The sequence below is a fragment of the Archangium sp. genome (assembly GCF_057119385.1).
This window is the reverse complement of the sequence record NZ_DBNGVP010000189.1, coordinates 1-16,066: the sequence shown is the minus strand read 5'-3', so window position 1 is coordinate 16,066 and position 16,066 is coordinate 1. Positions and strand designations below refer to the sequence as shown.

Here is a 16,066-nt window from a genome sequence, read left to right as displayed (position 1 = left end):
GCGGCTCAGGGTTGGGCGTCCTCCACCATGGGCTGCGCGGAGGGCGCCGCCGCGCACGTGTAGCGCCACCGGTTCGACTTGCGCGCGTACACGCCTCCCACGCCGGGGGCGCACTCCATCAACAGGCGCGTCCCCATCTCCTCCTGGTGCGAGACGGTGTACGCGGTGCTCGTCTGGAAGGTGCCCGCGATGCGCAGCCCGGACTTGTCGTCGGGTTGGATGGCGGCCCAGCCCTTGGTCCACTCGAGGAAGCGCGGCGGGTGCTGGGTGAGCCAGGCCTGCGCGTCCTCGCTCAGCATCTGCGGCGTGTTGAGGCCGAGCAGGTCCACCACGAAGGCGTTGCCGAAGAAGCGCGAGGCGCCCGCGTCGAGCACCCACACCACGTCCCCGGGCGAGGCGTGCGAGAGGAAGAGGCCCTCCTGCACCTGCAGGTCGTCGATGTTGTGCGCGTCGTTCTCCAGCCGCGCCAGCCGGGGCGCCAGTCCCGTGGCCATCACGAGGGGCAGCACCGCCACGGCCAGCGCGGGGATCCGGGGGCCGTGGCTCGCCAGACGCCGCCGCAGCCACCCGCCCAGCAGCACTGGCAGGGCCGCCAGCAGGAAGGGCAAGGCGGGCAGCACGTAGCGCTGGGCATAGAAGCTCTCCACCTGGCCCATGCGCCGCAGCGCCAGCGAGGTGGAGCAGAACGCCAGCGCCACCGCCACGAGCCCGGCCGTCAGCCGCTCCGTGTTGCTCGCGGACTGGCGGCGCCACACGGTCCACACGGCCAGCGCCCCCAGCACCAGCAGCACGGGCCAGGGCCAGGAGACCTCCGGCAGCAGCTCGGAGTAGCCCACCCGATGCGAGTGCAGCAGGGCGGGGAGCAGCGGGGCGCGCGAGGAGGTGACCTTGGCGTAGAACGTCGCCGGCAGTGGCCGGCCGGAGGCATACAGGTTCCACGCGGCCCACGCGCCGCCGCCGAGCATGAGCCCCAGCGCCGCCTCGAGCCAGCGCCTCACCACGGGCCTCCACCCGGGCTGGGGGCGCACCACGAGCGGCAGGAGCACCAGGAAGACACCCACCTCGGGGCGGGCGAGCGGACCGAGCGCTCCGCACAGCGCATACAGCCAGGGGCGCTGACTTCGCAGCACGAGCACGAAGCCCACCGCCGCGAGCGTGGCCAGCGGCACCTCCATGCCGGAGATGCTGGCCGCCACCAGGTGCGGGCTCACCAGCACCACCAGGGCCGCGCTCACGGCCACGAGCCGGCCCGCGCCCCGCAGCACCGCGTACAGGCCGGCCGCGGTGAGCGCATGCAGCAGGAAGCCCAGCAGCTTGGTGACGAGCACCGCCCGCCCCGCGCTCGCCCCGCCGAGGTGCGCCACCGACAGCACGAAGGCCCACAGCGGGGACGTCTCCCCGGTGGCCGGCACGCCGGGGTTGTAGCTGAGCCAGTCCCCCCGGGCCACGCTGCGCGCGTAGACGGCGTGGATCCACGCGTCATCGAGTGGAAAGCCGCGCGCCTGCCAGTACTCGGGCGCGAGCGCGAAGGTGAGCGCCAGCACCGCCACCCCACAGCCCACTCCGGCCAGCCAGCCAAGGCGCCTTCCCGGAGTCGTGGAGTCGGGGACGGAGGGAGTCGGGGCGGAGGGGTCGCTGCTCATGGCAAGGGCGCGACTCTACCTCATGGGGCGTGGACGGCACGGACCTTCCACCGGGCTTCCAGGCGAGCGCCCCGCTGGTTCGCGGCCTCACGCCTCGGGGGGGCGGCGCGCGCTCTCCAGGCTGTGCTTCAGCCGCTCCCTCATGACGTTGGGGATGGTCTCGGCCCGGCGCAGGGCCTCCTCCAGGATGCGCACGGCCTCCTTCCAGCGGCCCCGCTGTCGCAAGGCCCGCCCCCTCAGTTCCAGCACCTCCAGGGGCTCCTGCTCCACCGAGAACTCGTTGGAGCGCGCCAGCAGTGCCTCCCACTCCGCGTCGGTGGCGTCGCGCGTGGCCAGCTCCACCGCGTCGAACATGACCTCTTCCGAGGGGCTGAACTCCGCGCCGCTCTGCTTCAACGTCTGGCGGATCTCCTTCAGCAGCACGCGCGTCTTCTCGTCCTGTCCGAGGTAGGCCAGGGCCCGGGCCTGGAGCAGCAGCGCCCAGGGCCTCGGGGCCATCTCCGGGTGGTGCCGCTCCAGCTCGATGGCGCGGATGATGTGCGGGGCCGCCGCCTCCACGTTCCCCGCCTGGTGGAGCAGCTCGCCCATGTTGTGCTCGGCGAAGTACTCCCAGCCCACCATGCCCAGCTCGCGCCCCAGGTGCAGGAAGCGCTCCTGGTCCTGCATCGCCCCCTGGACGTCGTTGCGCGCCACCCACAGGTTGCGCCGGTTGTTGATGGCGCTGCCCAGGTGCAGCCGGTCCCCGCGCTCGCTGCACTCGGCGATGACCTCCTCGAGGATGTGCTCCGCCTCGTCGATGTGGCCGATGTTGGGGAGGATGACGCCCAGCAGCAGCTGCGCCACCACCAGCGACTCGTAGCCGGCATCTCCCAGCTTCCGCGCCCGCTCGGCCGCCTCCCGCAGCGGCTCGCAGCACTCCACCCACTGGCCGTTGCGGAACTGCGCGCGCCCCAGGCCCAGCAGCAGCCGCAGCTGCAACAGCGGCGATTGCAGCTTCCGGGCGAAGGCCAGCTCCTGCGCCGCGTACACCCGAGCCTCCGAGCGCGCGTAGTCGTTGATCCAATCGTAGGCCATGGCCTCGTCCAGCAGCAGGTCCACCTCGTCGAAGACCGCCTCCAGCTGCCGGGCCAGCTCGCGCGCCGCGGCGAAGTCCGCCAGCGAGTCCTCGTAGCGCCCCACGCGGTAGCGCATGAGGCCCCGTCCCCGGAGCACCGTGAGGCGCCGCCGCCGGTCATCGGCCTCCAGCAGCTCGAGCGCGCGCGTATAGGTGGACTCGGCCTCGATATAGGCGTGGCGCCCCCGCGCGGACTCGGCCAGGTCGATGTAGAGCGCGGCGGCCTCGTCGCGCAGGCCGGCGGCGGCGGCGTGCAGGGCCAGGCGGGGCAGGCGCTGGCGCTCGGCGGCCCCGGCCTTGCTCTGGTAGTAGCGGAACGCGGCGCGGTGGATGCGTGCCCGGTCCGCTTCCGGCAGCGAGCGCTCCACCGTGGCGCGCAGCAGCTCGTTGCGGAAGCTGAGGCCCTCCTGGCGGTGGCTCACCAGCAGGCCCAGATCCAACAGCCGGCGCGTGGCATGGCGGGGATCCAACGGGAAGTCCGCCGCGCCGCCGTCCTCCTCCAGCGCGTGCACCACGCCCTCGGCCTCGGCGGCGGTGAAGTCCGGGCCGAGCAGCGCGCACAACCGCGCATGCGCCGCGAGCTCCACCGGGAGCGCGCCCAACTCGCGGTCCGCCAGCCAGTCCACCAGCCGCAGCTCCGGCATCCGGTCCAGCTCGTCCGTGGCCAGGTACCAGCTGCCGCCATTCGCGCGCTGACGCACGAGGCCCTGGCGCTTGAGGCCCCGCACCAGCTCCACGAGGAAGAGGGGGACGCGCTGGGCACGCTCGGAGATGTACTCGAGCGCGGCGGCGGGGATGTTCTCCGCGGGGCGCAGCAGGGTGCGGCACAGCTCCACGGCGCTGGGCGGCGACAGGGGGCCGAGCGGCAGCACGTGCCTGCGGGCGGCGCGCGTACCCCAGGAGGGGCGCAGGCGCTCGAAGCCGGGGCGCGCCAGCACGCACACCCAGAGGGGCAGGCGGGACTCGGCGAGCGCGGCGTACTCCAGCGCGTCCAGGGCCGTCTCCTCGGCGTACTGGGCGTCGTCGAGGATGAGGCACAGGGGCCGGCGGCGGGCGCGCGCGGCCAGCAGTTCACCGGCGGCGCGCATGGCCAGCGAGCGGAGGGCGCCAGGGGCCGCGGCCCAGTTCTGCAGTCCGGCGGCGCCCGGGGCCATCCATCCGAGGGTGGAGGCCACGCCGGGCCACAGCTCGGTGGCCAGCGGGGGCCCCAGCAGCTCGAAGCACGCGGCGCGGCCCTCGTGGTCGGAGCCCGTCAGCTCGGCGTCGCCGCGGAAGTCGTAGAGGGCGCCGCGCAGCAGCATGCGCAGGGTGCCCTCGGGATCGCCCTGCACCGGCTCGCGGGCGCGCCACGTGGTCACCCGCGCGTTGGGCAGGCCCACCTGCAGCTGCTGGGCGAGCGCGGCGCTCAGGTGTGTCTTGCCGTGGCCCCGGTCCCCCAGCACGGTGACGAGCGTGGGCGCTCCCTCCACCAGCGCCATGCCCGCGCTCTCCATCAGCTCGGCCAGCTCGCTGCCCCGGCCCACCAGCACGCCACTGCCATGCTGGAGGATGGTGACGTCCTCGCGGCCCAGGCTCGCCGGCGCGCGCCGGAAGACGCCGTCGCGGCCCGTCACCGGCTCGCACGGCAGGTCCGGCAGGGCCTCGGCCGCCGCGGTGGTGAGCAGCAGGGTGGAGGGATCTTCGTCGGTGGGGTAGCGATCCTTGCGCGCGAAGATGGGGCCGAGGTAGCGCGCGGGGCCACCGGGGCGGCGCTGCACCGTCACCGTGGCCACGTCCACCAGCGCTGCGGGCGCGAGGTTCTGCGCGGCGAGGCCCTCGGCGGCCTGCCGGGCGCGCTGCACGGGATTCTCCCCCGCGTCCGGATCGAAGACACCGGCGAAGCGGGTGCCCTCGTGGGAGGCCATCTGCCCGCCGAAGCTGGCGAGCGCCTTCTGCACGGTGACGGGGTTGGCGCCCGAGCGGAAGAAGAGCACCGCCACCGAGCGGCGCACGGGCGCGGGCGGCGTGGGCGCGGCCTTCTCGCGCGCGTGGGGCACCGGGGTGGAGGGCTTCCCGGTGCTGGCCAGGGCCTCCTGGAGCGCGAGGCGCAGGGCGGCCACGGAGTCATGGCGGCGCTCGCGCTCCTTGGTGAGGCAGCGCAGCACCACCTGCTCGAGCGCCGCGGGCACGGGCACCAGCTCCGAGGGGCGCAGGGGCCGGCGCGCGAGGTGGGCGTGGATGACGTCGGCCGGAGTGCCGAAGAAGGGCGGGCGGCCGGTGAGCATCTCGTAGAAGAGGATGCCCAGGGAGTAGATGTCCGAGCGGATGTCCAGGCCGGACTGGCCCGAGCACTGCTCCGGGGACATGTACTCGACGGTGCCCGCGAAGGAGTCGCCGATGGGAGGCGTGGGCTCGTCGGCGGAGGAGAGGGCCGGCGTGCTCACGGAGCGCGCGAGGCCGAAGTCGAAGAAGCCGGCGGAGCGCGCGGCCTCATCGAGGAAGACGTTCTCCGGCTTGAGGTCCCCGTGGAGGTAGCCGTGGCCGTGCACCACCGCGAGCGCGTCCAGCAGGGCCAGCGCGCGCGAGGAGAGCTCGGCGAGCGGCATGGGGCCGGCGACCTGCGCCATGCGCTGCGCGAGGGTGGGCCAGGGGATGAACTGCATGACGAGGTAGGGGGCGCCCGTGGGGAGGGTGCCCGTGTCATGCACGGCGGGGACGGTGGGAGGGCCGATGACGCGCAGCACCTCGGTCTCGCGGGCGAGCTGCGCGCGGGCGAGGGGGACTTCCGGGTGGGCCACCTTGATGGCCACGCGCAGGCCGTCTCGCTCGCGCCAGGCGGAGTAGAGCGTGCCGAAGCCACCGCGCGCGACTTCCTCCTCCAGCCGGTAGCCGGAGAGGACGAGGGACGGCGACGGCCGGCCACGCCCCGGGGAGGGGGCGTTGGTCGGGGTGGCTCCTCGAGGACAGTGCGCATGGGTCCCCTCCCAACGCTGCCCGCATGTCACACAACGCGGCACGTCCCCAATCTACCGCAACCCGGCCGGCTTTCGCCGCTTCCGGGCCGAAATCAGGGGAGTCCCCAGGGTTGGAAGCAACCCACCTGGCGGGGTGGCTTCACTCCCAGGAAATCTCGTACTCGCTATCGAGGGGCCCCGTCGCCCAGGAGCGGACCCTCACGCCGCGGACGTTCGCGGAGAGGAAGAGCGCCAGCAGCCCGCCCTCCATGTTGGGCCGGGGGAGGAGGTCGTGCTTGTAGGTGAGGATGCCGCTCGCCGGTCCCGTCATCCGCGTGGTGAGCTGCTCCATGCTCGTGGCCACCACCTGGAGACTCGCGCGCAGGCTGTTGAACAGCCGCTTCGGGTTCTGCTGAACCAGCGACATCATCAGCTTGCCGGACGCGGAGGTGAGGAAGTTCGCCGCGGTCTGCTGGCCCAACTGCCGGAGCGCCCCCTCGAAGTCACCCGTCTCCGCGCTCAGGAGGCGTGCCGCCGCGTAGATGAGGGTGACGAACTTGCTCAGTGGATGGCTGAAGACGTCCACGAACTTCGGCTCCCCCTCCACTTCCTGGCAGTGCCGCACTTCGGCCTCGCTCTTCGTCCAGCGCACGACCTCCAGGATGGAGTTGAAGAGGAGCCCTCGCGAAGTGTCCGACTCCTTGATGAAGGAGCGCTGGTGCTTCAGCTCTTCCGGCGAGCCGAGCCGTAGCGTGTCCGGGGTGACGGCCAGGGTCTGCGTGCTCATACGTGACCTCGCGCTCGGGCCCCGCACTCGTTGACGTCAATGAGTGGTGTGGGGGGAGGTGTGATGCTCGTTGATGTCAACGAGTGAGGCGGAGGAGGCGCCGGCTCGTTGCCCTCCCATCCCTGTGTCGTGGCGCACCACCGCAGGTAACGCCCTTTTCTTTGGCTCCGTTTGTCCCCTGACTCCGCCCGTTGTGGGGCCCGCGCTTCAGCATGACGTCACAGGTTGGGGGGCTCGGACTCACTTATCGGTTCCAAACCACCGAGGAGGGCTTTGCTGTCTCAAAAACAGGCTTCTGCCGCTCTGACGGGTTGGCCTGTTTGTATGACCTGGGCGGTTGGGCAGGGCTTTCCTTCTTGTGTTGGCTGTGCTACCTGTTTGGTCGTCAGCTCAATCCACAGCAGGCGTTTCTGGAGGTGCCATCGTGCCGAGCGAATCTCTTTCGTGTCGGAAGTGGAGTCGTGTTTCCGTGGGAGTCGTCCGTCTCCCGCCGGGCTTGTTTGCAGTGCTCTCTCTCGTGTTGCTGTGCCCCCTGGCATGCGCCAGCGGTACGCCGCTCCCGGCGTATGCCACTACCCGGGACGCGCTCGCGGAACTGGACGAGTTCGGTGCCCTGCTGCTGAAAGCCGGGCTCTCCGCGGAACTACTGCCCAAGGGGCGGGACTTGTCCCCGGAGCACGCCAGGCAGCTCCGGCTTCACTTCCACCTCTTTCCGCCCAAGGCATCGGAATACGCCCCGTGGCTGGTGGCGGACGTGCTGCTGCTCGATGTGGTGCTCAAGAATGAGGCTGTTTCCCGGGCGGAACTGGGCCGCCGTGTCCAGGAGTTCCAGCCGCTCGTGGTGCTGCGGCCCGATGGCTACCTGGCCTTTGCGCTCAGTGGCAGGGAACTGCAGTGCGTGGGCCCCGTGGGCGTCCAGGACGGGGCGTATCGGGCGGGCTCCTTCGAGGTGGGTACCTTCTACAGGAAGGACGAGACGGACAACTGGCAGCCCGTGTCCGTCCCTGGTTCCACCGTCGCGCGCTAGGCACTCCTCTCCCGCTTCCACTCTCTCTCATGTCCGAATCGAAGAAGCCCGATGGTCCCGGGCCCGGCAAGTCCTTCGCGGTCGGCGACTTCCGCTACGCGATTGTCCGCCACCTCGTCGAGCACCCCGACTACGACACCCTGCTGCTCGCCACGCGAGAGCCGCTGCAGGGTGGCCCGGTGAAGCTCGTCGTTCTCAAGCCCATCGTCATGGAGCACGGGCGCGAGGCCCGGCACCGGGCACTGGAGGAGGTGAGTCTTTCCAAGTCCCTGCGCCACCCCAACATCGCCACCGTGTACGGGTACGTGGTGGACGGAGAATTGCCCTACATCGTGATGGAACACCTGCGCGGGTGCTTCCTGCTCACCCTCATGGACGCGGCCTGGTTGGTGGGTCGCAAGTTGAGTCCCGACTTCGCCGCCTACGTCGCCGCCGAGGTAGCCGACGCACTCGACTACGCGCACCGCTGCGAGGACGAGGACGGCAACCTCCTCAAGCTCGTCCACCGCGCCGTTGGCCCCATGCGCATCCGCCTGGGGGACAATGGCCGCGTCAAGCTCACCAATTTCGGCGCGGCCTATTCGGAGTTGCTCGGTCGCATTCCCACCCGCCATGGGTTGCTCCGGGGAGACCCGGCCTACATCGCCCCGGAAATCCTCCTGGGTTTCCTCAAGCCGAAGGCCCGCCAGCGCGACCCACTCACCCCCCACCGGCTGGACGGCAGGGCCGACATCTTCTCGCTCGGCCTGGTGTTGCTCGAGATGTTGCTCGCCCGCTACCCGTTGGACCCGCCCGACAGGTTGTGGGAGGACCTCGACGAGCGATTCCCTCCCGAGGTGCGCGCCGAGCGCTCCTCGCTGCTCCCCCTGGAGACGTTGGCCAATCGCGTGCTGCACTTCGGTCCGGAAGAAGTGGAGCACGCGGCGAAGGATCTGCCCGCCGCCTTGCAGAAGATCGTGGCCCGGGCGTTGCGGCAGAACCCCACCGAGCGCTACCCCTCAGCGGACGACATGCGTTACGACCTGCGGGACTTCCTGCATGCCCGCCATGGCCGGCCCTATGGAGCGAAGGAGGCGGAAGCGGAGCTGAGCGACATCCTCAAGGAGGCCTCGGACCTGCGCAAGCTGACCGCCCACCCGGACGTGGAGAAGGGCGTGCTGCCCCTGCCACCGGACTTGAAGGGCGACGAGCCCGGCGGCGTTCACTGAGGTGCACCGTGGGCAGCTTCAACAAGATGAACGTCTCACTCGCGAGGCACGTGGGGGCAGTGGCCCGTGAGGCACGTGCCCGCGCGGGGCTGACGCAGGCGGAGGTCGCCGAGCGCGTCGAGCTGGCGACGGAGGTGTACGCGCGCCTCGAGCGCGGCAAGATGCTCCCGAGCGTGCCCTCCCTGCTGCGGCTGTGCCGCGCTCTGGGCGTGGATGCCAACTCCCTGTTGGGGCTCGTCGCCGGCACGCCGCCGCAGTGGCTCGCGTCGGCCGCGCCTCCGTCCGACGATCCACCCGCCCTCCGCCGTCTGCTGCGCTCCGTGCGCCGGTTGGGGGTGGCTCAAGTCCATGCGCTCACCCTCGTGGCCCGCTTCATGGACCCGGCCCGCACGACACGGGGCAACCGCGAACTGGACAAGGCCGCACGCTGAAGGAGCGATGATGCCCACGGCATTGCAACGCCACCTCGGAAAGGTGGCCAGGGACACCCGGCTGCGCCTGGGCCTCACCCAGGCCCAGATGGCCAGACGCGCCAGCCTCGCTCCCATCGTCTACGGTCGCATCGAGCGCGCTCGGATGATGCCCAGCGTGTCCACGCTGCTGCGGCTGTGCGGCGCGCTGGAACTGGATGCGAACACGCTCCTGGGCTTCTCCTCACGGGAGCCGCCCTCCTGGCTCACTCCTCCGGAAGATGCCGCCGATGGCACCCCGGAGGTGCGCCAGTTGCGCCGCGCGATTCGCACGTTGACGGAGCGGCAGCTCGCCGCGCTCGCCACCGTGGCGCGCTCCATGGTGGCCCCTCCACGCAAGCGGGCGCCGCGCGGCGGGTGAGACAACCCATGCAACTCGAACACCTGCAGAAGTCTCTCGGTGATGTATGCCGCATGGCCCGCGAGCGGCTGGGGCTGACCCAGGCCCAGGTGGCCAGGCAGGTCTGCCTCGCCACCGAGGTCTACGGCCGCATCGAGCGCGGCGGCCTGTTGCCGTCCGTGCCCACACTGCGCAAGCTGGCCCTCGCCCTCGGAATCTCCGCCGACGTGTTGCTGGAATTGAGCCGCACGGAGGTGGCTCCTTCCCTGGCGGTGCCTCCTCCCGAGGGCGGCCTGTCGCCCGAGCTGCGGCAGCTCGTCCGCATGCTGCGCGGGTGGAGCCCCGGGGAGGTGAAGCGGCTGATTCGCGTGGCGAAGGTGCTGGAGAGTCCCGCGGGGGAGTAGGCCCCCTGCCGTGCTAGCCTCGCGAGCCCCGAGGACGTCCCGCTCCCATGCATGCTCCGCCCTTCAAGCCTCCCCAGCCAGGTGACAGGGTGGGGGACTACCGTGTGGACGAGAAGCTGGGCGACGGTGGCTTCGGCTTCGTCTACAGGGTGGAGCGCGCGGGCCGCTTCTACGCCATGAAGGTCATCCGCGCCCGCGAGCTGGAGGGCTGGGGCCAGCGGGAAATCACCATTCTCCGGCACGTGGTGCACGACAACGTCGTCCGCTTCCGGGCGTGCGACAGGTGGCCGGACCCGGACCATGGCTACCTGTGCTTCATCATGGACCTCGTCGTGGGCCGGACGCTCGAGCAGTGGGCGTTGGAGGAGAACCCCACGGCGCGCCAGGTGGTGCGCGTCCTGCTCGAGGTGGCGCTCGCGCTCGCGGAGATTCTCGAGCAGGGAGTGCTTCACCGGGACTTGAAGCGGGAGAACATCCTCATCCGCGACTCGGACGGGCGGCCCGTCCTCGTGGACTTCGGAATCGGCTACCTGGCGGGAGAGCCCACCCTCACCGGCGAGCGCTCCCTGCCTGGGACGGACGAGTACCGCACCCCCGAATTCGTCCGCCATGAGCAGGACAACACCCCGGGCAAGGCGGGTTACCGGCCCGGCGTGGGCGACGAGCTGTGGGCGCTGGGTGTCACCCTCTACTGGCTCCTCACCGACGTGCTGCCCTTCGGCCACCGCGCCGAAGGGGGCCTCTACGACAGGATTCTCCACCAGAGGCCCGTTGCGCCGCATGCGCTCAACCCGCGCGTGCCCCTGGCGCTGAGTGCCGTGTGCATGCGCATGTTGGAGAAGCGCCGGGGGGCGCGCTTTTCCGGCTACGGGGAGCTGTGCGGTGCGCTGGACGCCGCTCTCGCCTCGGCGGACGAGCGCTGGGACGTGCCGCTGATGGACCCGGACGCGCCGGACGCGACGCCCACGGTGAAGGTGCCCGGCATGGGGCCCCCGGCGGGCGAGGAGCAGGCGGGCCTCGTCTGGAAGGCGGACCGTCCCCGGCGTGGGCGCAAGGCCGCCCGCGAGCCGCGGCCGGTGCCGGAGCGCGGCGGCCCCCCCGCTGTCCCCGAGCCCCCGTCGGCGAAGCTGGCCGAGCCGCCTGCCCCCGCGAAGGTGGCGCGGGGTGCGGTCTCGCCAGCCGAGGCCCTCGTGGCGGTGTTGGCGGAAGTGGCGCCGCGACACGCCTGGGAGGGCCTGCCGCCCCCGGTGCCCGAGTCCGCTCCGCCGGCGCCTGGAGTCCCTTCCGCCGCGGCGGTGGCAATCCTCCGCCCCGCGGCGCTCCTCGTGGTGGCGGTGGGGGCGCTGGCCCTGGCGGGCGTCGGCGCATGGGTGGTGCATACGCGCCCGGCACCCGGCTCTCCTTCCACGGTGCGGCCGGTGGCCCTGGCTTCACCACGTGTCGAGTCCCCGCGAGAGGGCCCTCCCGCGCGGGCCTGTGCCGTCCGTGAAGTGGCGGGTTTCCAGGAGTGGCCTGAAGCTGGGGGGGGCGCGGCCTTCTCCCTGCCCCCCACCCCCGCGTCCGTACTCGCCACCATGCTTCGCAAGGAAGACTCCCGCTCGAGGCCCGAAGAGACGCCCGCTGCTCTGCCGCAGCGCAAGGGCATACGCGCCCGTTTCATGGAGAAGTGCGTCGGCGCGGCCTGCTGCGCCGTCCTCGGCGCCTGCACCGGCGCCCCGGTGCGCCCCTCGCCCCAGCCCGAGGCGTGCTCCTCCAAGGCCCTGGCCACCATGAAGGAGTTGGAGATCGACATTGGCGACGAAGCGGCCGGCACCTTCCCCGTCGTCGGAAGCGCCAAGCCCGTCCCCGTACAGGAGTCCACGACGTTCGCCCTGCAGGACGACCTGGGGAAGCTGAAGGCGGGCACCGTCCTGTCCGGACGACTCATCTTTGGGCAGGACCGCGTCTATGGGCGCTTCACGCAGGCCAGGCAGGCCAGGTCGAAGGGCGGACAGACCTACCCCGTCTGTTTGGAGCTCCAGTACCGAGGACAACGGGGCACCGGATATATGCGTGACAGCGGGCCTGCCTCCCCTGTGGTCGGGTCCGTGGCAGAGGTCCAGGCCGTGGACCGCTTCGAGTAGAGACGTACGTGGGCCCGGCAGGCAGCAGGTCGGGCATTTCGAGCACGGAGGTGTGGTAGAGGCCCATCCTCCCAGGCTGATTTCCGCGCCTTCCTGGAGGTTGACCGTCCGTGCTCCCCGCATCTCCTGTCGGCCTCCTGGCGCTGGCGCTCGTGTCCACTCCCGCCAGCGTGTCCGCGGCCACGGCCGTGGATGAGTGCGAGTCGCAGAGCCCGCGTATCGAGCTGTCCGCCTTCCCCCCGGGCAAGTCACCCGGGGTGTGTATCGGCCCGGGCTTGACCATCACCTTCCGCTTCGACTCGCCGCTCCAGCGGGAGTCCCTGAAGCTCGAGGACCGGGGCTGGTTCGTGGACTGGGCCGTGGGGCAGCAGACCGTCACGCTGGTTCCCCGCGACAACCTGGTTTCTGGCAGACGGAGCGACGTGACGGTGTGCTTCACGGACGAGGCCGCACCGCCATGCACCACCCTCACGCTCCTCGTGCATCCCGGTCTCGGCATGCAGGAGGTGAAGGTGCTGCGTCAGGCACGCTCGGTGACCGACTTCCAGCAGGTGGCGGAGGAGTCCGAGGCCGACGCCCAACAATGCCGGGAGGAACTGCGACAACTCCGCGCCGAGCGCGTCGTGCCGGACGGGCTGCGGGGCGCCATCGCCTCCGGCCTCGTGGACCGCAAGCGGGGCATTGCCCTCAAGGAACTGACGTGGGACGTGAAGGAGAAAGAGGGCAATGCTCTCATCCATGCCGCCGTGACGAGCTACCGCGCCAAGGAGCGGGTGGCGGTGGAGGTGTACCTCACGAATCCTGGCTCGGTGCCGTGGACGGCGGCGGGCGCGGTCCTGCGCGGCTCCAATGGCGAGGTGTTGAAGCCGCTCCCGCTCTGGGCGTCCGAGCCCATCCTGCCTGCCGTGCCTGGAGAGGAGGGCAAGCGGGGCCGCGTCGTGGTGGAACTGCTGGCCACGGAGAAGCAGGCGCGGGGCACGTACACGCTCGTCCTCTGGGACGCGGATCGCCAGCGCACGGTCACCCTCGGCAACGTGACGTTTCCTCAGTAGATGTCGCCTGTCGTGCGCGCTGGGCTCGTCCGTGGCTCTGGCTCGTTTTGCCAGTGCTCTCTCCTGGAGGGGCAGGGGAGGATCAGGCTTCTTCGTCAGGCAGGAGCGTGAGCAGCAGCTCGTCGTCGGGGCCGAGCGGGCGCCACCCGGGCGGTGGAGGTGTGGCGAGGAACGCTGTCCTGACCTGCCTGGCACGCTCCTTATGGGTCACCGGGGTATCGGCAATCCATGAGCCGAGCGCCTTTGCAACCTTGAAGCGGTTGCCGTCGTCCAGCACGGCCGGCCAGCCGTCGGGAAGACATACGGCCAGTTCGCGCACAAGCACATCGCGCACAAAGCGAGTGAGCTGTTTGCGCTGCTCCGCCTCGGCGAGCAACCCGCTCAACACCTGCGCTCCGACGACATCGTCTGGACCAAGCTCCTCGGCCAGAGCCACAAGCGAGGCGGTGGGGCGCGCCTCGGCGAAGGCCGTGAGTGAATCGTAACCCCGTTCGCGGACCCGCTCATACAGGCGCGCCACCCAGTTACCTTGAAAAGGATGTCTGTCGCTCATGACCCCCTCCAAGGCGAACGTTCAGACTTCCTCGTCGGGCAGGAGCGTGAGCAGTAGCTCGTCGTCGGGACCGAGCGGACGCCAGCCGGGAGGTGGTGGCGTGGCGCGGAGCGCCGCCCTGGCTTGTTCGACGCGCTTCTGATGCGTCTCTGGCGTGTAGGCGGACCATCGGCCAATCGCCATGGCGATCTCGAAACGGTTTGTATCGTCCAGCACAGCCGGCCAACCACCGGGGAGACCTTCGGCAAGCTCGCGCACGAGAACATCGCGCACCAAGCGTGTGACTTGCTTACGGCGCTCCGCCTCGGCAAGCAACCCGCTGAACACTTGCACTGCGGCGACATCATCCTTACCAAGCTCCTCGGCCAACAAATACAGCGGGACGGCAGGACGCGCCTCGGCGAAGGCCGTGAGCGAGTCGTAACCGCGCTCGCGGACCCGCTCATACAGACGCACCTTGATGTTGCCCTGCCACGCACGTCCGTCGCGCATCGTCCTCTCCAGCGGAAACGTTCAGACTTCCTCGTCGGGCAGGAGCGTGAGCAGTAGCTCGTCGTCGGGGCCGATCGGGCGCCACCCGGGCGGGGGCGGCGTGGCGCGGAGCGCTGCTTTGGCCTGCGTGACGCGCTCTTCATGGGTTTCTGGGGTGAAGGAGGACCAGAAACCGAGGGCTTTGGCAACCTTGAAGCGGTTGGCGTCGTCCATCACGGTCGGCCAGCCGTCGGGGAGACATTGGTACAGTTCACGCACGAATTGACTGCGTACCAAACGCGTGACCCGGCGAGTTCGCTCTGCTTCGGCCACCAGCCCTTTGAACACCTGCACTCCAGCGACGTCGTCCGGACCAAGCTCCTCGGCCAGAGCCACCAGCGAGGCGGTGGGGCGCGCCTCGGCGAAGGCCGTGAATGAGTCGTAACCCCGTTCGCGGACCCGCTCATACAGGCGCGCCACCCAGTTACCTCGAAAAGGATGTCTGTCGCTCATGGCCCTCTCCACGGGGAACGTTCAGGCTTCCTCGTCGGGCAGGAGCGTGAGCAGCAGCTCGTTGTCGGGAGCGAGCGGGTGCCAGCCGGGCGGCGGTGGTGTGGCTCGGAACTCTGCCATGACCTGATCGACGCGCTCTCGGTGGGTTTCTGGGGTATAGGCAAACCAGGAGCCGAGCGCCTCCGCGACCTTGAAACGGTTGGCGTCGTCCATCACAGTCGGCCAGCCTTCTGGGAGGTTCTCGGCGAGTTCTCGTACGAGCACATCGCGCACCAAGCGCGTGACTTGTTGGCGCCGCTCTGCCTCGGCAAGCAATCCACTGAACACCTGCACCGCAGCGACGTCGTCCTTGCCAAGCTCATCGGCCAGCACGTACAGCGGCACGGCAGGGCGTGCGTCGGCGAAGGCGGTGAGCGAATCGTAACCGCGCTCGCGGACCCGCTCGTACAGACGCACCTTGATGTCGCCCTGCCACGCACGTCCGTCGCTCATCGTCCTCTCCAGTGGATGCAGTTCAGACTTCCTCATCGGGCAGGAGCGTGAGCAGTAGTTCGTCGTCGGGGCCGAGCGGGCGCCACCCGGGCGGTGGATGTTTGGCGAGGAACGCTGTCCTGACCTGCCTGGCGCGCTCCTTATGAGTTTCGGGGGTAAAGGCAATCCACGAGCCAATCGCCTCGGCAACCTTGAAACGGTTGGCGTCGTCCAGCACAGCGGGCCAGCCGCCGGGGAGGCACTCGTACAGTTCACGCACGAGTTGACTGCGCACCAAACGCGTGACCCGGCGAGTTCGCTCTGCTTCGGCTACCAGTCCTTTGAATACCTGCACTCCAGCGACGTCGTCCGGGCCAAGTTCCTCGGCCAGAGCCACCAGCGAGGCGGTGGGGCGTGCCTCGGCGAAGGCCGTGAGTGAATCGTAACCCCGTTCGCGGACCCGCTCATACAGGCGCGCCACCCAGTTACCTTGAAAAGGATGTCTGTCGCTCATGACCCCCTCCAAGGGGAACTTTCAGACTTCCTCGTCGGGCAGGAGCGTGAGCAATAGCTCGTCGTCGGGACCAAGCGGGCGCCAGCCGGGCGGTGGTGGCTTGGCGAGGAGCGCTGCGCTGACCTGTCTTGCTCTGTCCTGATGCGTATCGGGGGTGTAGGTAATCCACGCGCTGAGCGCCTTGGCGACTTGGAAACGGTTGGCGTCATTCAACACGGCTGGCCAGCCATTGGGCAGACCTTCGGACAGCTCGCGCACAATCTGCGCGCGCACCAGACGTGTGACTCGACGACTCCGCTCCGCCTCGGCGACCAACCCGCTAAATACCTGTACTGCGGCGATGTCATCCTTGCCAAGCTCCTCGGCCAGCGCTAGCAGCGAGGCGGTGGGGCGCGCCTCGGCGAAAGCGGTGAGCGAAGCGTAACCGCGCTCGCGCACCCGCT

General features: G+C 70.3%; 16 protein-coding genes. 7 read left to right on the top strand and 9 right to left on the bottom strand.

Features of this window, described 5'->3' with window-relative positions; all coding sequences use genetic code 11:
• Positions 1–5 precede the first annotated feature (5 nt).
• The 3 genes from AC16DP_RS44305 to AC16DP_RS44295 form a co-directional block, all read right to left on the bottom strand.
• Positions 6–1,643: a hypothetical protein gene (locus AC16DP_RS44305; RefSeq protein ID WP_329734915.1), complete on the bottom strand. Its 1,638-nt coding sequence runs from the start codon at positions 1,641–1,643 to the stop codon at positions 6–8.
• 87 nt (positions 1,644–1,730) lie between these two features.
• A complete protein-coding gene (locus tag AC16DP_RS44300) occupies positions 1,731–5,741 on the bottom strand; it encodes a protein kinase domain-containing protein (RefSeq protein ID WP_329734914.1) in 4,011 nt (1,336 codons plus the stop codon).
• 109 nt (positions 5,742–5,850) lie between these two features.
• Complete coding sequence (locus AC16DP_RS44295; RefSeq protein WP_329734913.1) at positions 5,851–6,477, bottom strand: TIGR02265 family protein; 627 nt, start codon at positions 6,475–6,477, stop codon at positions 5,851–5,853.
• 469 nt (positions 6,478–6,946) lie between these two features.
• Here AC16DP_RS44295 and AC16DP_RS44290 point away from each other — a divergent pair, with 469 nt between their 5' ends.
• From AC16DP_RS44290 to AC16DP_RS44260, 7 genes are all read left to right on the top strand, one after another.
• Positions 6,947–7,504 carry a hypothetical protein gene (locus tag AC16DP_RS44290; protein ID WP_329734912.1) on the top strand — a complete coding sequence of 186 codons (558 nt, stop codon included), beginning with the start codon at positions 6,947–6,949 and terminating at the stop codon, positions 7,502–7,504.
• 29 nt (positions 7,505–7,533) lie between these two features.
• Positions 7,534–8,712: a protein kinase domain-containing protein gene (locus AC16DP_RS44285; RefSeq protein ID WP_329734911.1), complete on the top strand. Its 1,179-nt coding sequence runs from the start codon at positions 7,534–7,536 to the stop codon at positions 8,710–8,712.
• An 8-nt stretch (positions 8,713–8,720) separates the two neighbouring features.
• On the top strand, positions 8,721–9,143 hold the full coding sequence (locus AC16DP_RS44280) for a helix-turn-helix transcriptional regulator (RefSeq protein ID WP_329734910.1): 423 nt from the start codon (positions 8,721–8,723) through the stop codon (positions 9,141–9,143).
• A 7-nt stretch (positions 9,144–9,150) separates the two neighbouring features.
• Complete coding sequence (locus tag AC16DP_RS44275) at positions 9,151–9,543, top strand: helix-turn-helix domain-containing protein (RefSeq protein WP_329734909.1); 393 nt, start codon at positions 9,151–9,153, stop codon at positions 9,541–9,543.
• 8 nt (positions 9,544–9,551) lie between these two features.
• Complete coding sequence (locus AC16DP_RS44270) at positions 9,552–9,926, top strand: helix-turn-helix domain-containing protein (protein WP_329734908.1); 375 nt, start codon at positions 9,552–9,554, stop codon at positions 9,924–9,926.
• A gap of 47 nt (positions 9,927–9,973) precedes the next feature.
• Positions 9,974–12,049, top strand: coding sequence for a serine/threonine protein kinase (locus AC16DP_RS44265; RefSeq protein WP_329734907.1), 2,076 nt, complete (start codon positions 9,974–9,976; stop codon positions 12,047–12,049).
• 110 nt (positions 12,050–12,159) lie between these two features.
• A complete protein-coding gene (locus tag AC16DP_RS44260; protein ID WP_329734906.1) occupies positions 12,160–13,101 on the top strand; it encodes a DUF2381 family protein in 942 nt (313 codons plus the stop codon).
• A gap of 82 nt (positions 13,102–13,183) precedes the next feature.
• Here AC16DP_RS44260 and AC16DP_RS44255 read toward each other — a convergent pair whose 3' ends face one another.
• The 6 genes from AC16DP_RS44255 to AC16DP_RS44230 all read right to left on the bottom strand — a co-directional run.
• Positions 13,184–13,654, bottom strand: coding sequence for an NUDIX hydrolase (locus AC16DP_RS44255; RefSeq protein WP_329734905.1), 471 nt, complete (start codon positions 13,652–13,654; stop codon positions 13,184–13,186).
• Positions 13,655–13,675: 21 nt separating this feature from the next.
• The gene (locus tag AC16DP_RS44250; protein WP_329734904.1) at positions 13,676–14,146 is read right to left on the bottom strand and encodes an NUDIX hydrolase; all 471 of its coding nucleotides are present in this window, start codon (positions 14,144–14,146) and stop codon (positions 13,676–13,678) included.
• A 21-nt stretch (positions 14,147–14,167) separates the two neighbouring features.
• Positions 14,168–14,638, bottom strand: a complete 471-nt coding sequence (locus tag AC16DP_RS44245) for an NUDIX hydrolase (RefSeq protein WP_329734903.1) — start codon at positions 14,636–14,638, stop codon at positions 14,168–14,170.
• A gap of 21 nt (positions 14,639–14,659) precedes the next feature.
• Entirely contained in the window at positions 14,660–15,130 is a 471-nt protein-coding gene (locus tag AC16DP_RS44240; RefSeq protein WP_329734902.1) for an NUDIX hydrolase, read from the bottom strand.
• 22 nt (positions 15,131–15,152) lie between these two features.
• Entirely contained in the window at positions 15,153–15,623 is a 471-nt protein-coding gene (locus AC16DP_RS44235; protein WP_329734901.1) for an NUDIX hydrolase, read from the bottom strand.
• Between the two features lie 21 nt (positions 15,624–15,644).
• Positions 15,645–16,066, bottom strand: a 422-nt coding sequence (locus tag AC16DP_RS44230) for an NUDIX hydrolase (RefSeq protein WP_483957070.1), incomplete at its 5' end; no start/stop codon positions are given.

What these genes read in the sequence shown, in the direction of transcription:
- AC16DP_RS44305 (WP_329734915.1), bottom strand. Translation starts at nt 1,643, where the DNA reads ATGAGCAGCGACCCCTCCGCCCCGACTCCCTCCGTCCCCGACTCCACG.
- AC16DP_RS44295 (WP_329734913.1), bottom strand. Translation starts at nt 6,477, where the DNA reads ATGAGCACGCAGACCCTGGCCGTCACCCCGGACACGCTACGGCTCGGC.
- AC16DP_RS44285 (WP_329734911.1), top strand. Translation starts at nt 7,534, where the DNA reads ATGTCCGAATCGAAGAAGCCCGATGGTCCCGGGCCCGGCAAGTCCTTC.
- AC16DP_RS44275 (WP_329734909.1), top strand. Translation starts at nt 9,151, where the DNA reads ATGATGCCCACGGCATTGCAACGCCACCTCGGAAAGGTGGCCAGGGAC.
- AC16DP_RS44270 (WP_329734908.1), top strand. Translation starts at nt 9,552, where the DNA reads ATGCAACTCGAACACCTGCAGAAGTCTCTCGGTGATGTATGCCGCATG.
- AC16DP_RS44265 (WP_329734907.1), top strand. Translation starts at nt 9,974, where the DNA reads ATGCATGCTCCGCCCTTCAAGCCTCCCCAGCCAGGTGACAGGGTGGGG.
- AC16DP_RS44255 (WP_329734905.1), bottom strand. Translation starts at nt 13,654, where the DNA reads ATGAGCGACAGACATCCTTTTCAAGGTAACTGGGTGGCGCGCCTGTAT.
- AC16DP_RS44250 (WP_329734904.1), bottom strand. Translation starts at nt 14,146, where the DNA reads ATGCGCGACGGACGTGCGTGGCAGGGCAACATCAAGGTGCGTCTGTAT.
- AC16DP_RS44245 (WP_329734903.1), bottom strand. Translation starts at nt 14,638, where the DNA reads ATGAGCGACAGACATCCTTTTCGAGGTAACTGGGTGGCGCGCCTGTAT.
- AC16DP_RS44240 (WP_329734902.1), bottom strand. Translation starts at nt 15,130, where the DNA reads ATGAGCGACGGACGTGCGTGGCAGGGCGACATCAAGGTGCGTCTGTAC.
- AC16DP_RS44235 (WP_329734901.1), bottom strand. Translation starts at nt 15,623, where the DNA reads ATGAGCGACAGACATCCTTTTCAAGGTAACTGGGTGGCGCGCCTGTAT.